12 protein-coding genes and 7 pseudogenes are annotated in these 19,063 nt (G+C 41.7%); 16 read left to right on the top strand and 3 right to left on the bottom strand.

Annotated features, from left to right (window positions below; genetic code table 11):
* Nucleotides 1-72 precede the first annotated feature (72 nt).
* Complete coding sequence (pdxK, locus tag JCM19033_RS05805; RefSeq protein ID WP_054635641.1) at nucleotides 73-894, bottom strand: pyridoxine/pyridoxal/pyridoxamine kinase; 822 nt, start codon at nucleotides 892-894, stop codon at nucleotides 73-75.
* Between the two features lie 133 nt (nucleotides 895-1,027).
* Nucleotides 1,028-2,264: pseudogene (locus JCM19033_RS05800) on the bottom strand (aminopeptidase).
* Nucleotides 2,265-2,440: 176 nt separating this feature from the next.
* Here JCM19033_RS05800 and pgmB point away from each other — a divergent pair.
* Genes pgmB through sfsA form a run of 3 tightly spaced genes read left to right on the top strand, consistent with a single transcriptional unit; the run spans nucleotide 2,441 to nucleotide 4,407 of the window.
* Entirely contained in the window at nucleotides 2,441-3,112 is a 672-nt protein-coding gene (pgmB, locus tag JCM19033_RS05795; RefSeq protein WP_054635598.1) for a beta-phosphoglucomutase, read from the top strand.
* 4 nt (nucleotides 3,113-3,116) lie between these two features.
* Nucleotides 3,117-3,671 carry a TIGR00730 family Rossman fold protein gene (locus JCM19033_RS05790; protein ID WP_054635597.1) on the top strand — a complete coding sequence of 185 codons (555 nt, stop codon included), beginning with the start codon at nucleotides 3,117-3,119 and terminating at the stop codon, nucleotides 3,669-3,671.
* Complete coding sequence (sfsA, locus tag JCM19033_RS05785) at nucleotides 3,664-4,407, top strand: DNA/RNA nuclease SfsA (RefSeq protein WP_054635596.1); 744 nt, start codon at nucleotides 3,664-3,666, stop codon at nucleotides 4,405-4,407. Before JCM19033_RS05790 ends, sfsA begins: the two co-directional genes overlap by 8 nt.
* A 428-nt stretch (nucleotides 4,408-4,835) precedes the next feature.
* Here the strand turns inward: sfsA and JCM19033_RS05780 are convergent, their stop codons facing one another.
* Nucleotides 4,836-5,390 carry a LemA family protein gene (locus JCM19033_RS05780; protein WP_054635595.1) on the bottom strand — a complete coding sequence of 185 codons (555 nt, stop codon included), beginning with the start codon at nucleotides 5,388-5,390 and terminating at the stop codon, nucleotides 4,836-4,838.
* A 510-nt stretch (nucleotides 5,391-5,900) separates the two neighbouring features.
* Between JCM19033_RS05780 and JCM19033_RS05775 the strand changes: the two are divergent.
* The 13 genes and pseudogenes from JCM19033_RS05775 to JCM19033_RS05720 all read left to right on the top strand — a co-directional run bounded on the left by JCM19033_RS05775 (nucleotide 5,901) and on the right by JCM19033_RS05720 (nucleotide 19,052).
* Nucleotides 5,901-6,680, top strand: a pseudogene (locus JCM19033_RS05775) (ABC transporter ATP-binding protein).
* Nucleotides 6,681-6,786: 106 nt separating this feature from the next.
* Nucleotides 6,787-8,574 (top strand): AMP-binding protein, encoded by a 1,788-nt coding sequence (locus tag JCM19033_RS05770; protein WP_083465282.1) that lies wholly within the window; start codon nucleotides 6,787-6,789, stop codon nucleotides 8,572-8,574.
* Nucleotides 8,575-9,459: a branched-chain amino acid ABC transporter permease gene (locus JCM19033_RS05765; RefSeq protein WP_054635593.1), complete on the top strand. Its 885-nt coding sequence runs from the start codon at nucleotides 8,575-8,577 to the stop codon at nucleotides 9,457-9,459.
* A gap of 9 nt (nucleotides 9,460-9,468) precedes the next feature.
* Entirely contained in the window at nucleotides 9,469-10,530 is a 1,062-nt protein-coding gene (locus JCM19033_RS05760; protein ID WP_054635592.1) for a branched-chain amino acid ABC transporter permease, read from the top strand.
* Between the two features lie 56 nt (nucleotides 10,531-10,586).
* Nucleotides 10,587-11,824 (top strand): annotated as a pseudogene (locus JCM19033_RS05755) (ABC transporter substrate-binding protein).
* Nucleotides 11,825-11,908: 84 nt separating this feature from the next.
* Nucleotides 11,909-12,696: pseudogene (locus JCM19033_RS05750) on the top strand (ABC transporter ATP-binding protein).
* 120 nt (nucleotides 12,697-12,816) lie between these two features.
* The gene (locus tag JCM19033_RS27975) at nucleotides 12,817-13,035 is read left to right on the top strand and encodes an acyl-CoA dehydrogenase family protein (protein WP_374701195.1); all 219 of its coding nucleotides are present in this window, start codon (nucleotides 12,817-12,819) and stop codon (nucleotides 13,033-13,035) included.
* 32 nt (nucleotides 13,036-13,067) lie between these two features.
* Nucleotides 13,068-13,957: pseudogene (locus tag JCM19033_RS05745) on the top strand (acyl-CoA dehydrogenase family protein).
* Nucleotides 13,958-13,987: 30 nt separating this feature from the next.
* Nucleotides 13,988-15,630: pseudogene (locus tag JCM19033_RS05740) on the top strand (AMP-binding protein).
* 58 nt (nucleotides 15,631-15,688) lie between these two features.
* Complete coding sequence (locus JCM19033_RS05735; RefSeq protein WP_054635591.1) at nucleotides 15,689-17,038, top strand: acetyl/propionyl/methylcrotonyl-CoA carboxylase subunit alpha; 1,350 nt, start codon at nucleotides 15,689-15,691, stop codon at nucleotides 17,036-17,038.
* Nucleotides 17,039-17,112: 74 nt separating this feature from the next.
* Complete coding sequence (locus tag JCM19033_RS05730; protein ID WP_054635590.1) at nucleotides 17,113-17,325, top strand: acetyl-CoA carboxylase biotin carboxyl carrier protein subunit; 213 nt, start codon at nucleotides 17,113-17,115, stop codon at nucleotides 17,323-17,325.
* A gap of 24 nt (nucleotides 17,326-17,349) precedes the next feature.
* Nucleotides 17,350-18,254, top strand: a pseudogene (locus tag JCM19033_RS05725) (hydroxymethylglutaryl-CoA lyase).
* A gap of 18 nt (nucleotides 18,255-18,272) precedes the next feature.
* Nucleotides 18,273-19,052 carry an enoyl-CoA hydratase gene (locus tag JCM19033_RS05720; RefSeq protein ID WP_054635589.1) on the top strand — a complete coding sequence of 260 codons (780 nt, stop codon included), beginning with the start codon at nucleotides 18,273-18,275 and terminating at the stop codon, nucleotides 19,050-19,052.
* Nucleotides 19,053-19,063: the final 11 nt, after the last annotated feature.

Genomic DNA, 19,063 nt, shown 5'->3' with positions numbered 1-19,063 from the left:
CTGTGAGTAGCTGCAGCTCAGTTGTTTAAAAACAATTGAGGAGAATAGCTGGAAAACAGGGTGCTTTTTCTATTAATCTTTTGTCACTGAATGATACCGGTATGCCGTATGATTCACTGCCCCAACGTATTGATTAAGCTTAAAGGATTCTTTTATGGCAGATGATGCAAATTGCTTACCTGTTTCAATAGCTTCTCTCATTGGCCGCCCTTTGACCAGTTGTGCCGTAATTGCAGCAGAATGAGTACAGCCTGCGCCATGAGTATACTCTGTGTTTATGCGTTCAGATTCCACAAACTCAAAGCTTTTTCCATCATAAAAGACGTCAATTGAAGTGTCAGGATCGATATCGTTTCCCCCTTTTATAAGGACAAAACTTGGGCCTGACTCATAAATGATTTCAGCAGCCTTCTTCATGTCTTCAAGTGTGCTTACTTGGTTCAAGCCGGACAGCTGGGCAGCTTCAAATAGATTTGGTGTCACCAGCAAGGCCTTAGGTACGAGGACTTCTTTCAAATACTGGTCAAGTTCCGGGTTAAGAGGCTCATCAGTCCCTTTGCAAACCATGACAGGATCCACTACTACTGTTTCAATGTTGTGCTCGTCTATTTTTTTTGCCGCAAGGTCAATCACCTCTTTGGAACCGAGCATGCCTGTTTTCACAGCATCCGCTCCTATGCCGGATAAAACTGTATCCAGCTGTGCTTCAAGAACAGAAAGTTCTTGAGGATATACATCATGCTGCCATTCTTTAAAAGGATTCTGGGCAACAATGGTTGTTAAAGCGGTCATTCCGTATACTCCAAGCTCTTGAAAGGTTTTCAAGTCAGCCTGAATCCCTGCTCCACCGCTTGTGTCAGAGCCAGCGATTGTTAATACCCTTGGTAAACCCATAAAAAGTGACAACTCCTTTCTCATACCTGTACTTATGGTTAATACATTTCCTTGTTGTGCTACTCCGAAACCTGGCATGTGAAAAAAGAACTGCTGTAATAGATAACAGCAGTTCTTCTCCATTTCCAGGAGACTAGACAGCCCACTCTCCATTCCTGAAAAGAGGTTCTTTCTCTCCGTTTTTGGAGATTCCGTCGATGTTCATGTCCCCAGTACCAATCATAAAATCAACATGAGTTATACTTGTATTTAATCCATTTTTTTCTTTTTCCTCTTTATCCATTTTGTCTCCGTCTTTTACACAAAAAGCATATGCGCTGCCAATCGCTAAATGATTAGATGCATTTTCATCAAAGAGGGTGTTATAAAATAGAATGCCTGTTTGAGAAATTGGCGAACTGTGGGGAACGAGAGCTACTTCACCTAAATAGTGAGAGCCTTCATCTGTTTCAATTAAATGCTTTAACGTTTCTTCTCCTTCTTCCGCAGAGAAATCCACGATTTTTCCATCTTTAAAGTGGATAGTGAAATTATCAATTAAATTTCCACTGTAGTTAAGCGGCTTGGAATTCTTTACATATCCATTTACTCCCGTTTTAAAAGGTACCGTAAAAACCTCTTCAGTAGGCATATTGGCAATAAAGTGAACCCCTTTTTTATTAGGGCTTCCACCGCCAATCCACATGTGTTCTTCAGGAAGCTCGATCGTTAAGTCAGTGCCCGGGGCAGTATAGTGAAGCTTTTGGAACCGCTTGTTATTTAGGAACTTTGCTTTGTCCTGAAGCTTCTGGTCATGTTCATCCATGCCTGTACCGGATTATCCACATCTGCACGGACAGCTTTAAAAATAGCTTCCCACAGATGGCTGACAGCTTCCTCTCCAGTTGAATCCGGGAACACTCTTTGGCCCATTCCCTGGTGGGGGCAGCGATGACAAGCCAGCTTACCTTATCAGATTGTATGTAATCTCTGAATGTATCCATAGCTTTTCCAGCTGCTTTGTTGGCCGCGGAAATACGTTTTGGATCTACTCCTTTAAGCAGGTCAGGGTCTGTTCCTTTAATGGTCATAAAAGCAGCTCCCTTTTCGGCAAGCTCTTCAAACCCTCTCGCTTTCCATTCAGGATACTCCTCAAAGGCTTCTTCAGGAGCCATGTCGTATTTTATCCTTGTCAGCTTATCATCGCTCCATTCCACATGGACATTCCTTGCTCCGGCGTTATATGCAGTCTTTGCTACCAGTCTTACAAACTCGGCGAGTTCTAGTGAAGCATTAATGACAAGGGTTTGTCCCTCTTGAATATTTACTCCCTTTTTCACAGCAAGCTCTGCATAATTCGTTAGCTTTTTCTCAAAGTCTGTCATAAACATTCTCCTTTGTGAGTTTTTCATTTATTGTAGTGTTTACTTCATACGTATGCTTAGCCTTCATTTTATCAGGTAGGTATTGGCAATGAAACTTTTCTTGATAAAAATAGAACGTTTTTTGCTGACCATAGAGTGAAAGGAGGTGTGATAAAATAATAAAGCATAAAAGGAGGGTTTTTTTGAATTCTAGTTTAAAAGCTGTTTTATTTGACCTTGATGGAGTCCTTACCAATACAGTTCCTCTTCATTACAAGGCGAACAAAATGCTCGCTGAAGATCTTGGTGTCTCTTTTGACCATGAAATGAACATGAAACTCCAGGGAAGAAGCCGTATGGATGCCATAGAAGCTCTTTTGAAACAAAAGGAAGAGAGCTATTCTTACGAAGAAAAGCTAAAGCTTGGAGAGCAGAGAAATACATATTACCAGGCTTTAATAGAGGACCTTAGCCCGGAAGACTTGTTACCTGGCGTCAAAGATTTTCTAGAACAGACCAGAGCTGCCGATTTCAAAGCAGTATTAACCTCTTCAAGTACTAATGCAAGAACGGTCATTTCCAATGTCGGGATTAAAAACTATTTTGACCACATTGTTGATGTACATACCATTTCCAATCGCAAGCCTGATCCTGAAATATTTTTAAAGGGGGCGGAAATGGCGGGGGTAAGTCCAAAAGAATGTGCAGGAATTGAAGATAGTGAGGCAGGAATCAGGGCCCTTCAATCGGCTGGTATCTTTTCTGTTGGCGTCGGAGAAGAACAAGCTGCGAGAGAAGCAGATTGGTTTGTTGATTCCACTCGTGAACTTCAAGTTGATGCTTTAATCCAAAGATTCAATGAAAGGAATGGCTGATTGAATGAAACATATCACAGTTTTTTGCGGTTCAAGAAATGGAAATCGTTCCCTCTACCTTCAAGAAGCTAAAAAGCTTGGAGAGGAGCTGGCCCAAAATAAGATCATCACTGTCTATGGAGGAGGAAGCAGCGGGTTGATGGGAGCTGTGGCAGATGGGGCGTTAGGAAGGCAAGGAGAAGTGATTGGGATTGTGCCTGAAACGTTGAAGGATATAGAAATCGCTCATCAGCATGTAACAGAATTGATCACCGTAAAGACAATGCATGAAAGAAAGGCAAAAATGTATGAGTATGCTGATGCATTTATTGCTCTTCCTGGGGGCATAGGAACGCTGGAGGAATTTGTAGAGGTTCTCACCTGGTATGCAATAGGGCAGCATGAAAAGTATTGTGCACTTCTTAATACTGATCATTATTATGATCCTTTACTTACACTCATAAAACATATGGTGAAAGAAGGTTTTTTATCAGAACAAGTGGCTGACAGAATTATTGTTTTTGCTGAACCCCAGTCATTGGTTCATTTCCTGGTGAAGGGTGAGAAAGAAAATGTCTGACAAGCCAGTGATTTACTATGATGAACCATTGCACCCAGCTATTTTTGTCGAAAGGCCCAATCGGTTTATTATTCACTGCCAGCTTATTAATAAAGAACTAAACAAGCCGACAGGTGAGCTGGTTACCGTTCATCTTCCTGATCCAGGCAGGTTAAAGGAATTGCTCATACCCGGGAGAAAAGTGTGGCTGCAGTACATAAATAAGCCTGCAAGAAAAACACAATGGAGCGCAGTTTTAGCCTCTTCTTCTGAAGGACAGCTTGTTTCAATTAATACCACTTTGCCCAATCGTTTAATTGAAACAGCCTTAAAAGAGAAAAAAATAGAGGAATTATGTGACTGGGAATTTAAGCGTGCAGAGTATAAGTTCGGTGATTCCCGGTGGGATTTTCTCCTTGAAAGCAAGGACAATAAAAAGATGTTATTAGAAGTGAAAAGTGTGACACTTGCAAAAGGTGAACGGGGCCTGTTTCCAGACGCTGTAACTAAAAGAGGAGCACGCCATGTACAAGAGTTATCTCATTTTCAAGAGAGAGAAAATATAGAAACCGTTGTTTTATTTGTGGCTCAGCGAAATGACGTAATGTCTATCAGTCCTGCAGACCATATCGATCCTGCTTTTGCAAAAGCTCTTCTTGATGCAAAAGAAAGAGGAGTAACATTGCTGGGGAGACGCTGTATACTGACACTGGAACACGTTCAATTAGGTGAAAGTCTGCCGGTATATGTTAAGTAAAAAAGACAAAAAAAAGAGGCGGCATGCAGCCACCCAAAATGGTATCGTACGTATAAGAGGCAGGTTGAGATGATCTAAAATTGTCGAAAAAGGATATCTCTTGCTGTTTGGAATAGAACCAAAGCGCCTCCCTCTGTCACTACTATATCAAATTCGTAATATTTCTTCGTTTCTTGTTACATGGAATGAGAGAAAAATAAACTCCTTTATTTCTTTTCTTATTGGCAATTGGTCATTATATATAACTCTAAGAATTTTTTTAAAAGTGAAGAAATCGTAAATTGTTATAGGTATTGTTACATTACTGATATACTGTGGATTCTTTCGTAAAAGCGGGTGGTTGCTCAGAACCGGGAGGCTTGAAACTTTCTTTCTTAACCGATCAGAAATATAAAGAGGAGCAGTCGTACCTCCTTTTATGCTCCTGCTTAAAAAGATACCTGAACGTTTTCTTGTTCTGCTGCCGGAGTCTCTAAAAAGTCTCGTCTGTTAAAATTATGGATGTTTGCTACAAAGTTGGTAGGGATAGATTGGATGCGTGAGTTATACTTTTTAACGGTATCATTGTATAGTTGACGAGCATCGGCAATCTTGTTTTCCGTTTGGATTAATTCTTCCTGCAAAGCTTTAAAATTTTCATTCGCCTTTAATTCCGGGTAATCCTCTCCCAAGGCAAATAAGTTTTCAAGCATTCCGCTCAATTGATCGTTTGCCTCCATTTGTTCAGCTCTATCATTTGAAGGTGCTGTGATTTGATTTCGTAATTCTATGACCTTTTCTAACGTTTCTTTTTCATGGGCTGCATATCCTTTTACCGTCTCTACGAGAGTTGGTATCAACTCATATCTTCTCTTTAATTGCACGTCAATTTGGGCCCATGATTCTTCCACCCAATTTAAGCACTTAATTAGACTGTTATAGCCGATGATCCAGGAAATGATCGAAACGACAAGTATGACACCTAATATAATGGCAAAAGTCAATGGACATAACACCCCTTTAGTGTGACTTCTTAATGTTGTCTAATCCTTATAGCAATAGCCTATAAGTCATTATATCATGGTTTCCTGACAAATATTTGGAATCTTTAAATAAATTTGGAACGTAAGTAAGAGTGAAAGGTTATGCCCCTTCCCTATATAGAAAGAAGGTCGACTGGCTTCAGGACACAGTGCTTTTGTCATAAAAGCATATCCTTACATCAAATACTGATTTAGAAGGCTGTACTTGATTTTTCTATACTTGAAATAAAATTACCTGCAATTCATAAAAATTGTGCCTTTCTGACTGGTCTCATCGAGTATCTAATTTCCTATTCCTTATGGTCTCTTGTTCTTTTTAAAAAATATTTTCATATTACTAACAAAAGATAAACCAACAATAGTTTTGATAATTTTCTAAAAATTATCAAAATTTTGTTGACTTGAGTGATAGCTCATCCTTATAATCAATCTTAGAAAGATGATAGCGCTTACATCAGAGGAGGGAAGAGGATGCCAGCATTAGAAGTGGAAAACGTTTCACTTCAATTTGGGGGAGTTAAGGCTTTGGTAGACGTTACTTATCATATTGAAAAAGGAGAAATATTTTCTCTTATTGGGCCTAATGGTGCAGGGAAAACAAGTATGCTGAACTGCATTAGCGGATTGTATAGTCCGTCTCAAGGCTCAATTAAATTTATGGGGAAGGATATTATCAACATGAAACCCCATAAAAGAACAAACTTAGGAATTTCCCGAGCTTTCCAGAACATAGCTTTATTTTCACAAATGTCTGTGCTTGATAATTTAAAGCTGGGCCGGCACACAAAAATGAAGTCAGGACTTTTGTCTGGGGGATTCTACTGGGGAGCTGCTCAAAAAGAAGAAGTAGCTCACAGAAAAGCTGTGGAGGAAGTTATTGACTTTTTTAGAGCTTAAGGATATTCGCCATACTCCAGTGGGAAGGCTTCCTTACGGGCTGCAAAAAAGAGTAGAAGTAGGACGGGCCCTGGCATTACAGCCTGAGCTTATTCTCCTTGATGAGCCATGGCTGGTATGAACAGCTCAGAGAAGCAAGACATGGCTCGTTTTATCCTTGATATGAATGCTCTCCAGGACATGACGGTAGTGCTGATTGAACATGATATGGGTGTGGTAATGGATTTATCCGACCATATAGCCGTACTTGATTTTGGAAAGCTTATAGGCTTTGGTACACCTGAAGAGATAAAAGAAAATGAAGCGGTGATCAGTGCTTATTTAGGAGAGGAAGAAGATGAAGAAGTAAGCTGACAAGGGGAGGATTCTTATAAATGGGAAAAGACACATTTCCAAAGCTTCTGTTAGAACTTGCAGAAAGTGAGCCAGAAAGGACGGCTTTCAGAAAAAAAAGCTTGGCATTTGGAAAGAAATTTCATGGAAAGAAGTCAAAGATAACGTTGAATCTTTCGCTCTTGCTATAAAGCACCTATTCGAATTTCAAAAAGGTGACCGGATGGTCATCTTAAGTGACAATAGGCCGGAGTGGATCTATGCTGAGCTTGCTTGTCAAAGTCTTGGGGGGGTCTCAACGGGGCTGTTTCAAGAAAGCACTCCTGAACAGCTTGATCACTTGATCAACGATTGTAAAGCTAAGATTATAGTAGCAGAAGACCAGGAACAGGTAGATAAAGTGTTAAAAATCATAGACCATCTTCCTTTAGTGGAAACAATTATTTTTATTAACCCAAAAGGATTAAAAAACTATTCTGATCACCGGCTCATTTATTGGGATGATGTTCAAAAAGCTGCAAATGAGAGCAGCGAAATAAACATCGTTAAAGAGATTGAACAGGGGAATGGTGAAGATCCAGCCTTCCTGTGTTACTCTCCGGGAACCATGGGCCATCCTAAAGGAATCTTATTATCCCATTATAATTTACTGGCTACTGGTACAGCTCTTCAAGAAGTGGACCCGGTCTCTTCTAAAGATGACTATCTATCATTCTTGCCTTTGGCATGGGCGTCTGAACAATTGATTGTATTGTCATTATCATTCCAGCAAAAATTAACAATTAACTTCCCAGAAGAACCATCAACAGCCTTGCAGGACTTAAGGGAAATAGGTCCACATCTCTTGATGGCAACTCCAAGAACCTACGAAAATATCATAGCTAGATTCAATCTCCGCATCAATGATACCTCGTCCTTCAAGAAGAAAGTGTACAATTTTTTCAACCGCTATGGAAAACGAAAAGCAGAAGCAGACTTTGGAGGAAAACCTCTATCTTTAAAAGAGAAAGTCATCTACAAATTTGGCGACTACTTAGTGTTTAGTGCAATAAGAGATCACCTGGGATTAGCAAGAATCAAAAGGGCTTATATAAATGGAGCTTCTTTAGGTAATGAGGGGATGTATTTCTTTCATTCCATTGGAGTAAATGTGAAACAAACATATGGAGCCACTGAGCTTTCTGGTATTTCTCTTGTTCAAAGAGACGGAAAGCTAGATGCAGAAAGTGTGGGAGAACCTCTGCCCCATGTAGACCTTAAGATTACAGAGGATAAAGAGATCCTTATAAAATCCGCTGGAAAGTGTCTTGGTTATCTTAATGGGGAAGCATTGAACCTTGATCAAGACGGATATATAAACCTGGGAGATACAGGGGAAAAGCTGGAAGACGGCCAGGTTCGTCTGACTGGAAGGAAAGAAGAAGTCATTACTGGAGTACAAGGTCAAGCAGTTGCTCCAAGCTCGATAGAGAGCAAGCTGAAGATGAGTCCTTATATTCAAGAAGCTTTGCTTTATGGAAAACAGCAGCCTTATATGGTTGGTTTAATTAATATCAGTATGGAAAATGTAGGGAGATGGGCTGACAAAAAGCAGCTTTCCTACACTACCTATGAGGATTTGTCTACGAATCCGGATGTTATCCAGCTGATACATGAAGAAGTATCTCAGATCACCGCTCTCTTGCCAGAAAGCATTGATTTTAAGAAATTCATTATTCTTCCAAAGGAGCTTAATGCTTCAGAAGATGAAATGACTCCAACGTACAAGCTTAGGCGGCCTTACGTAGAACAAAAATATAAACAGTTGCTTGATTCTTTATATTCCTCTGATGAAAGGGTTTCATTTACAAAAGGAAATGTAAACGAACAAATCATTCCTGTTATTTCATTAGGTGAAAAGAGGGAGGTTGCCTAGGTGACGTTTTTTATGCAAATGCTGGTTAGCGGCATCGTAGTCGGCAGTATTTATGCGCTGGTAGCTTTAGGATTTGTTCTAATTTATAAGGCTAGTGATGCTTTGAACCTGGCCAACGGTGAGTTTGTCTTAATCGGGGCATATGTATGTTTAACTCTTATCACTATTTTTCAAATCCCGTTTCTACTCGCATTAGCCATTACCTTGGCGGTAAACGCTGTTATAGGGCTGGGAGTTGAGAAGACCGTTCTTCGGCCATTACAGAATGCTCCGGTTATTTCAGTGATAATGGCAACCATAGGACTTGCAAGTTTACTCGGGGGGATTGTTCACCTGATTTGGGGACATCAAACAAGAACGTATCCGCAAATCTTTCCAGCCACACCAATTAGAGCCGGGGATTTAGTCATTACACCTGTGTATCTCTGGTCCTTTGTCATTGTTATGACACTGCTTCTTCTTTTTACGCTGTTTTTCAAATACTCAAAGATGGGCCTTGCGATGAGGGCTGTTGCCGATGACCAAATGGCTGCACAGTCTATGGGGATAAGTGTGAAAAAGGTCTTTGCTGTAACCTGGGCCATTGCTTCTATCGTAGCTGCTGTAGGGGGAGTCTTGTTAGGAAACATCAATGGTGTAAATGCAACCATGGCTATTATTGGCCTGACTGTCTTGCCAGTTGTCATATTAGGTGGACTTGACAGTATTCCGGGAGCTATAGTTGGCGGCTTTACAATCGGGATTTTCCAAAGCATGGCGGGTGGATACCTGGATCCAATGGTTGGAGGAGGGTTAAAAGAAGTAGTCCCGTTTATCCTTGTAGTTTTCATTTTAATGCTTAGACCACATGGATTGTTCGGTAAGGGCGGTATAGAAAGGGTGTGATGGGAGAAAATGAGAAATCCTTTTGTCATGGAATGCGGTAATTATAAAACAAAATACAATCATGATATGGCACTCTTCACGATACCGAGAGTGAAGATGAGAATGATTTTGCTTATTGCCCTTTTTGCCTTAGTGCCGCTGTTTACATCAAATTACGTAGTAGGTTTGGCGACCCTTTGTTTAATTGCCTCCATAGGGGCAATCGGTCTTAACATCTTAACTGGGTTTACTGGCCAAATCTCCATCGGAGTGGGGGCTTTTCTAGGGGTAGGGGGATATACGTCGGCTATTTTAACAACGAGCCTTGGTCTAAGCTTCTGGCTGGCGGTTCCAGCCGCAGGACTTGTTACGGCCTTTGTCGGAGGAATATTTGGAATTCCGTCACTTAGGCTGAAAGGTTTATATCTTGCCATCGCCACACTTGCAGCTCAAGTAATTATTCTTTTTGTCATCAGCAGATGGGACGGATTAACAGGAGGAACTTCCGGTATGGTGCTGCAACGCCCCTCAATTGGCGGGTATACCTTAATGTCGGCCTCCAGTTATTACTATCTCTGCCTGGTCATCCTGCTGTTTACTACCATCTTTTCTCTCAATCTATTTAGAACGAGAACAGGCCGGGCTTTCATGGCGGTCAGAGACCAGGATGTTGCTGCTCAAATTATGGGAATTAATTTATTCAACTATAAAGTAATTGCTTTTGCCATCAGTTCTTTCTTCGTTGGAATTGCAGGGGCTTTAATGGGACATTACACCATGATTGTTAGTCCTGAGCTTTACAGTATTGATGTTTCAATTCAGTACTTAGCAATGATCCTGGTCGGCGGACTTGGGAGCATTCTAGGAGCAATTCTAGGCGCCTTTTTTATCACATTGATGCCTGTTGGCCTTTCCTATTTCACTGAAGTTTTATCTGTGTTTCTGCCTAATGCCGGCCACCAGTTAGCGGCGATTCAGGAAATTGCTTTTGGGGCAGTCATTATTTTGTTTCTTATTTTTGAACCAGGAGGGCTTGCCCATATCTGGAGCAATATAAGAAATTACTTCAAGCTTTGGCCGTTTACCTATTAATGAGGATGCCAGACGTTTTGTCTGTTCCTGATAAAAGAAAACATGGGGGAGATCAAATGACAATAAAGTGGAAAAGATGGGTTGGGGCAGCAGGTACAGGCATGCTATTAGCAGGAGCACTGTCAGCATGTGGAGGCGGTGAGGAAGGAGCCAGTAGTACTCAGGACGCTGAAGGAGAAGCTGACGTAGCAGAAGCCGGCGATACAGTGAAAATCGGTGCTCTTTACGATATTACTGGAGGAACAGGAGATGTTGGTTCTCCATATGCTGACGGCGAGGAGGCATATGTGGAATGGCTAAATGAAAACGGCGGTATTGATGGCGTTACGGTGGAGTTAATTGGCGAGGATTACGCTTATGATATTTCAGAGGGACAAAGGATTTATCAAACCCTGAGAGACCGCCACGAAGTAGCCGCCGTATTAGGATGGGGAACAGCTGATACAGAAGCACTTAGGCAGCAGGTTGCTAATGATCAATTGCCATACTTCTCAGCTGCTTATTCAGAAAATTTAAAAGATATGGATGAAAGCCTTATAATTTCTTAACTGCAGCTACTTACTCTGATCAAGGAAGAGCAGTTGTCCAATGGATTAAAGAAAACCATGAAGGAGACGGTGATCCTACATTAGCACTATTATATAACGATACAGCTTTTGGTCGCTCTCCGGTTGAAGATATTAAGGAATATGCTGCCGAGCATGGTGTAGAGGTTGTGGATGAGCAGGTCATTGATGTAGCAGCCACAGAGGCACAATCTCAAATGCTTAATATGCAGAGTAAAGACCCCGATTATGCTATTATCCAACAAACATGGGGAGCAACATCAACTATACTTCGTGAAGCACAGACACTTGGAATTGATACACAATTTATCGGATTAAACTGGGCTACAGGTGAAGGTGTCATTGATATTGCAGGGGATGCTGCTGAAGGGATGATTGGAGTAGTAACTCATGCCTTTCCATATGAGGACCTGGAAGGATTGGGCGAAATTGAAGAATATTTAGAAACTCAAGGAAAAACATTAGAAGATATTGACCAGAAATTTGTCCAGGGATGGGTAACTGCAAGCATAATGGCAGAAGGAATCCGCAATGCCCCTGACTTAACAGGAGACGGCATTAAAGAAGGAATTGAACAGATTACTGATTTGGATCTTAACGGTTTGGCAGCACCGGTGAGTTTCTCCGCTGATGATCATGCGGGAACGAAGGATATCAGGCTGGCTCAAGTGAAAGACGGTCAGTTTGAGATTATTGAAGACTACTTCAGTCACGAAGATTACGAATAGAATATCGGCAGAGGAACATAGGGATAACTTACTGTGTTCCTCATGTCTTTATCACCTATCTTACTTAAAGAACGGAGTGTTGATATGCTTCGCGTTCATAATTTAGAAACGGTTTACTCAAAGATAATAGTATCTTTAAAAGGGGTGTCTCTTGAGGTACCAGAAGGGAAAATTGTGGCGTTGATGGGGAGCAACGGTGCCGGAAAATCCACAACCCTAAAGTCGATTTCTGGTCTCCTTAAAGGTGAAGGGGGACAGATAGTCAATGGTTCCATTTCTTTTAACAATGAGTCACTCAATGGACTGACGCCTGATCAAGTAGTAAGCAAAGGAATCTTTCAATGTATTGAAGGAAGAAGGGTGTTTAAGCATTTAACAGTAGAAGAAAATTTGCTGGCTGGAGCTATACAAGAAAAGACCGTAACCAGTTGAAACCAGACCTGGAAAGAGTGTATCACTATTTCCCGAAGCTTAAAGCCTTGAAAGGAAGAGCTGCAGGATTTCTCTCTGGCGGGGAGCAGCAGATGCTTGCCATTGGCAGGGGAATCATGGCTAAACCAAAAGTTCTGTTGCTTGATGAGCCATCTTTAGGTATAGCTCCTTTGTTAGTCAAAGAAATTTTCCACAATATTAAAGAAATCAATAAGGAAGAAGGGACCTCTATTCTGGTTGTTGAACAAAATGCCAATGTAGCACTCTCCATTGCTGATTACGGCTATATCATGGAAAACGGCCGTATTGTTCTCCAAGGAAAGGTAGCTCAACTGCTTGATAATGACGAAGTGAAAGATTTGTACTTAGGCGGAGGAAGTAATGGGAGAAACAATTACCGAAACACAAAAACTTACAGACAAAAGAAGCGTCCGGTGTAGTGTGACGCTTCCCCGCATATATTCCTAGGAGGGACCACTCCTTATCTAGGATCATTTTTCTTATGAATTCTGAGCATTTGCTCAGTGTACACGCTGCTATAAATAAAGGAGGAATAAAGAATGAACTTTGAATTGACTAAGGAACAAACAATGATAAGAAATATGGTAAGGGATTTTGCTAAACAAGAGGTAGCCCCGAAAGCAGAAGAAGTCGACCGTGAAGCAAGGTTCCCTGAGGAAACATTTAAAAAGATGGGAGAATTGGGCTTGTTAGGTATCCCCTTTCCTGAAGAATATGGAGGATCTGGGGAGATACCATCTCTTATGCCCTGGCGGTAGAAGAAATTGGGAAAGCTTGCGGAAGCACAGGATTGAGTTATGCTGCAGCTGTATCTCTGGGAGCAAGTCCCCTCTATTATTTTGGGACTGAACAACAAAAGCAGGAACATCTAATTCCTTTAGCTTCTGGTAAATCATTAGCTTCTTTTGGTCTAACTGAACCGAACGCTGGTTCAGATGCCGGCGGAACCCAGACAAGAGCAGTTCTTGATGGAGACGAATATGTAATTAACGGTGAAAAATGCTGGATAACTAATGCCCAGTATGCAAGAACAGTAACGGTGACTGCGGTGACAGGCAAAGATGAAAGAGGAAAAAATATTATTTCAGCTTTTATTGTTCCAACTGATGCTGAAGGTTTTACCATTACAAGTCCTTACGAAAAAATGGGCGTGAGAGGTTCTAATACATCAGAGTTAATTCTTGAGGATGTAAGAGTACCAAAGGAAAATATCTTAGGAGACCCGAAAGGCGGCTTTAAGCAATTTTTATATACCCTTGACGGTGGAAGAATCTCTATTGCTGCTTTAGCAGTAGGTATTGCACAAGGAGCATTCGAAAGAGCTCTTCAATATTCAAAAGAAAGAAAGCAGTTCGGCAAAACGATTTCCAGCTTCCAGGCAATTCAATTTAAGCTTGCAGATATGGCGATGGAAATTGATCTGGCACGGACAATGGTGTTAAAAGCTGCCTGGCTGAAGGATCAAGCAAACCATTCAAAAAAGAAGCATCCTTTGCAAAGCTGTTTGCTTCGGAAATGTCCACGAGAGCGTGTAATCAAGCGATACAAATCCATGGCGGTTATGGATACATGAGAGAGTATGAAGTTGAGCGCATGCTTCGCGATACCAAGCTTATGGAAATCGGAGAAGGAACTTCTGAAGTTCAGCGTCTTGTTATTGCCAGGGAACTTGGCTGTTAATTCTAACTTTATTAATAAGGGGGAAGAACCATGGCAGATATTCTTAACGTGACGGTGGGGGAGCTTTTAAAGAATGTCTCAAAGACACAGCCGGAAGTTGAGGCCGTCGTTTATCCTGACAGAGACCTCCGTTATACGTATGCTCAATTTGAAGAAGTGTGCCGCCAGGCTGCAAAAGGGTTTATGAGCCTTGGAATTGAAAAAGGAGACCACATGGCAATTTGGGGCACAAACAAACCAGAGTGGCTCATTTCTCAATTTTCCACAGGGAAAATGGGAGGGGTTCTTGTTACGGTTAACACAAATTACCGGACATCAGAGCTGGAATATTTATTAAAGCAATCAGAATCCTCAACTGTCATTCTTCAAGAAAGCTTTAAAGGATCTTCCTATGTGGAAATGCTTTATGAAATTGTGCCTGAACTTAAAAATGCAGAGCCTGGAAACCTAAAGTCTGAAACACTTCCTTATTTGAAAAATGTCATATTTCTTGGGGAAGAGCGGCTGCCTGGAATGTATACATGGCAGGATGTTATGGAAAAAGGCGATCAAGTAACAGACGAAGCCCTCGATAAAAGGCTGGCAAGTCTGGATCCCCATGATGTGATTAACATGCAGTATACATCAGGGACCACTGGCTTTCCAAAAGGGGTCATGCTGACTCATTATAATATAACAAACAATGGTCTTAACATTGGTGAATGTATGAATCTATCAAGTAAAGACAGATTATGTATCCCGGTCCCTTTCTTTCACTGCTTTGGGTGTGTTCTAGGTACAATGGCTTGTGTAACCACAGGGCAACCATGGTTCCAGTAGAGGAGTTTGATCCTGAAAAAGTTCTCCAGGCGGTAGAACAGGAAAAGTGCACAGCTCTGCACGGTGTGCCGACAATGTTCATAGCTGAGCTGAATCATCCAAACTTTAATAAGTATAACCTTTCAAGTCTGAGAACGGGTATTATGGCAGGAACAAACTGCCCTATAGAAGTAATGAGGAATGTAATGAACAAAATGGGAGCAGAAGAAATAACCATTGCTTATGGTCAGACTGAATCTTCCCCTGTGATAACCCAGACAAGAGTAGATGACTCTATTGAACGAAAGGTTGAAACAGTAGGAAGAGCCTTGCCGAATGTCGAGGTGAAAATAGTCGAGCCTGGGACGGACAAGGAAGTGGAGACAGGTACACAAGGAGAATTGTGCACGAGGGGCTACCATGTTATGAAGGGCTATTATAATAATCAAGCAGCCACAAAAGAAGTGCTGACAGAAGACGGGTGGCTTCACACCGGGGACCTTGCAGTGATGGACGAACATGGATACTGCCGGATTACAGGAAGATTAAAAGATATGATTATTCGCGGTGGTGAAAACATTTACCCACGAGAAATAGAAGAGTTTTTATACCAGCACCCTAAAGTGTTAGACGTGCAGGTTGTAGGAATACCTGATCAGAAATACGGAGAAGAAGTATCAGCATGGATTAGATTAAAAGAAGGAGAAAGCTGCACTCCTGAAGAAATACGTAATTATTGTGAAGGACAAATTTCACGTTTTAAAATCCCTCGCTACATTACATTTGTTGATGAATATCCAATGACTGCATCAGGAAAAATTCAAAAGTTTAAACTGAGGGAACAGGCAAAAGACACATTTTCTACGTCTAGCTGATAATGATTTTGAAAGCGTTGTCATCATTTGAAATCTAAAGAGGAATAGAGGTGGCTGTATGTTCAAAAAAGTACTGATTGCAAATCGTGGAGAAATTGCCTGCCGGGTGATAAGAACGTGCCGGAATTTAGGGATTAAAACGGTTTCCGTTTATTCAGAAGCAGACAAGAATGCTCTTCATGCAGGGATGGCTGATGAATCTCATTTCATCGGCCCTCCAAAAGTGAATGAAAGCTATTTGAATATAGATGCTATCCTTCAAGCGGCCAAGGATTCTGGAGTGGATGCGATTCACCCGGGATACGGCCTCCTTTCAGAAAACGGTGATTTTGCCCGCAAATGCGAAGCCGAAGGCATTACATTTATTGGCCCGACTCCTGAGGTAATGGAAAAAATGGGAAGTAAAATCGAAGCTCGCCTTGAAATGGAAAAAGCAGGAGTCCCGGTGGTACCAGGTGTGAGCAGCCCGATTGAGAATGTAGATGAGGCTGCTGAAACAGCGAAAAGAATTGGTTACCCTGTCATGCTCAAAGCCTCGGCTGGAGGCGGTGGAATAGGGATGCAGAGAGCTGAGACAGAAGAAGAACTGCGAAAGATATATGAAGGAAACCAAAAAAGGGCTATAAGTTTCTTCGGCAATGGAGCCATGTATTTGGAAAAAGTTGTAGAAAATCCACGGCACATTGAAATTCAAGTGTTTGCCGATAAACATGGAAACTGCGTTCATTTAGGTGAAAGGGATTGTTCTGTGCAAAGGAGAAACCAAAAAGTCGTCGAAGAATCTCCATCTCCTTTTGTCAGTGATTCCTTAAGAAAAGAGATGGGAGAAACAGCAGTGAAAGCTGCGAAAGCACTGGGATATCAGAACGCAGGTACTATTGAGTTTTTAGTAGATGAGGAAAAGAACTTCTATTTTTTAGAGATGAATACTCGATTGCAAGTAGAGCACCCAGTAACCGAAGAAGTAACTGGAACTGATCTTGTTGAATGGCAGCTAGCAGTAGCAGCTGGACAGCCGCTTCCTTTAACCCAACAGGAAATCAGCTTAAGTGGCCATGCGATAGAAGTAAGGATATACGCTGAAGATCCAAAGACATTTTTCCCATCCCCTGGAACAATCACAGTCTTTGAAATGCCTTCAGGAAAAGCTGTAAGGCACGAATGCGGAGTGAGCGAGGGTTCAGTAGTGACTCCTTTTTATGATCCAATGCTTGCAAAGTTAATTGTTACCGGTACAAATAGAGATGAAGCGATGGAACAACTTCAAAAAGCCTTGGAAAATTACCGCATAGAAGGAATCAAAACAAACATTTCCATGCTTTTAGAGGTAGTGAAACATCCATCATTTATAAAAGGAGAAGCAACAACCGCTTTTATTCAAGATGTGCTGCGAGCACCTTCGGTATAACAGAGAGCTCAGTTCGAGCGGAAACAAAGGGTGTTTCTGCTCGAACTAAACAATAAAAGTTCAGGAGGCTTGTGATGAGTAAGATTTCGGCAAATATGGCAGGGAATATTTGGAAGATTTTAGTGAAAGAAGGAGATATAGTTAACGCGGGTGAGGATATTATGATCTTGGAATCTATGAAAATGGAGATCCCGGTAACGGCTGAACAGGGAGGAAGTGTGAAGACTATCCTTAAGCAGGAAGGAGACTTTGTTAATGAAGGCGAAGACCTCCTGATATTTGATTAGACAAAAGAGAAAGAGGAGGTGAGGATGTTGTCTGAAAAGGTTCAAATAAAAGAAGTCGGACCAAGAGACGGCCTGCAAAATGAATCTTCTTTTGTTAACACTGAAGATAAGATTTCATGGATCAATCAATTGACAGAAAGCGGGCTATCTTATATAGAGATTTCTTCATTTGTACATCCAAAGTGGGTACCAGCATTAGCCGATGCAAAAGAAGTGGCAAAAGGCATTAAGAGAAAGAAAGAAGTTACCTATGCTGCGCTGGTACCAAATATGAAAGGACTGGAAGGGGCGCTTGAAACAAATATTGATGAAATTTCAATTTTTATGTCAGCCAGCGAAACCCATAACAGGAAAAACATCAATAAATCCATAGACGAAACATTTACGGTATTACAAGAAGTCGTAAAAGAAGGAGAGCGTGCAGGAAAGTCTGTAAGAGGCTACCTTTCGACGGTGTTTGGATGCCATATGAAGGAATGGTTGAAACAGAACAAGTATTAAAAGTGGCTCATACTCTGTTTGACATGGGAATTGAAGAGCTGTCTCTTGGTGACACAATTGGTGTAGCTAATCCTAAGCAGGTTCAGGATGTCTTAGGTCACCTGGTTGCAAACCTTCCTAAAGATAAGCTGGCCATGCACTTCCACGATACCCGTGGTACTGCTCTTGCTAATGTACTGGCCTCATTACAGGCAGGAATTACTACTTTTGACAGTGCCTGCGGAGGTCTTGGAGGCTGTCCTTATGCACCAGGTGCTTCAGGAAATGTCTCTACTGAAGATTTATTATATATGCTTCATGGGATGGGAATTGAGACAGGAGTAGAGGAGGATAAGCTTCTCCATGCTTCCTTGTTTATTGAAGAAAAATTAGGAAAAAATTTGCCGAGCAGGGTCCTGCAGGCAAGAAAAGGAGAAGAAAGCCATTGACTTAAGGAGGTTAGAAAAATGGAAAACCAGGTGGCCTTAGAAAAGAAGGGCAATGTAGCAATCATTACACTGAACCGCCCAAGGGCAGCTAATGCACTCTCTTTGCAAATGCTTCAAGAACTGAATCATTATTTTCAGGATCTCTCATTTGATGATTCAGTCCGTACTCTTATTATTACTGGAGCGGGAGACAAGGTCTTTTGTGCAGGCGCTGACTTAAAGGAAAGAGCGGGTATGGATCCAGTGCAAGTCAAAAAGACGGTCGCTCTTATCCGGAAAACAGTCGAGGCTGTAGAAAAGCTTCCACAGCCAGTGATTGCTGCCATGAACGGCAGTGCTTTGGGAGGAGGACTGGAACTGGCGCTCGCTTGTGATATTCGAGTGGCAGCAGAAGACGGAAAATACGGGTTGCCCGAAACTTCCCTTGCGATTATTCCAGGGGCCGGTGGGACCCAAAGACTTCCAAGGTTGATAGGAGCGGAAAAAGCTAAAGAACTAATTTTTACTTCCAAAAAAATTTCAGGGCGGGAAGCAGAGCAAATAGGTTTGGTATCCTGCAGTGCCCAATCTGCAGAAGTCCTATCTGTAGCTCAAGAGATAGCGGGGAAAATAGCAGAGAATGGCCCGGTGGCCTTAAAGCAGGCAAAAAAAGCTGTAAATGCAGGCCTTGAAACGGACCTTAATACAGGGCTTACTTTAGAAGAAAAGTGTTACGAGGTAATCATCCCAACAAAAGACAGGTTGGAAGGACTGCAAGCGTTCAAGGAAAAGCGCAAGCCACAATACTCTGGGAAATAGGGGAGGAAGGA

This window comes from Thalassobacillus sp. C254, assembly GCF_001310615.1.
This window is presented reverse-complemented; position numbering and strand designations above follow the sequence as displayed.

What these genes read in the sequence shown, in the direction of transcription:
- JCM19033_RS05735 (WP_054635591.1), top strand. Translation starts at nt 15,689, where the DNA reads ATGTTCAAAAAAGTACTGATTGCAAATCGTGGAGAAATTGCCTGCCGG.
- pdxK (WP_054635641.1), bottom strand. Translation starts at nt 894, where the DNA reads ATGGGTTTACCAAGGGTATTAACAATCGCTGGCTCTGACACAAGCGGT.
- JCM19033_RS05790 (WP_054635597.1), top strand. Translation starts at nt 3,117, where the DNA reads ATGAAACATATCACAGTTTTTTGCGGTTCAAGAAATGGAAATCGTTCC.
- JCM19033_RS05720 (WP_054635589.1), top strand. Translation starts at nt 18,273, where the DNA reads ATGGAAAACCAGGTGGCCTTAGAAAAGAAGGGCAATGTAGCAATCATT.
- JCM19033_RS05730 (WP_054635590.1), top strand. Translation starts at nt 17,113, where the DNA reads ATGAGTAAGATTTCGGCAAATATGGCAGGGAATATTTGGAAGATTTTA.
- JCM19033_RS05760 (WP_054635592.1), top strand. Translation starts at nt 9,469, where the DNA reads ATGAGAAATCCTTTTGTCATGGAATGCGGTAATTATAAAACAAAATAC.
- sfsA (WP_054635596.1), top strand. Translation starts at nt 3,664, where the DNA reads ATGTCTGACAAGCCAGTGATTTACTATGATGAACCATTGCACCCAGCT.
- JCM19033_RS27975 (WP_374701195.1), top strand. Translation starts at nt 12,817, where the DNA reads ATGAACTTTGAATTGACTAAGGAACAAACAATGATAAGAAATATGGTA.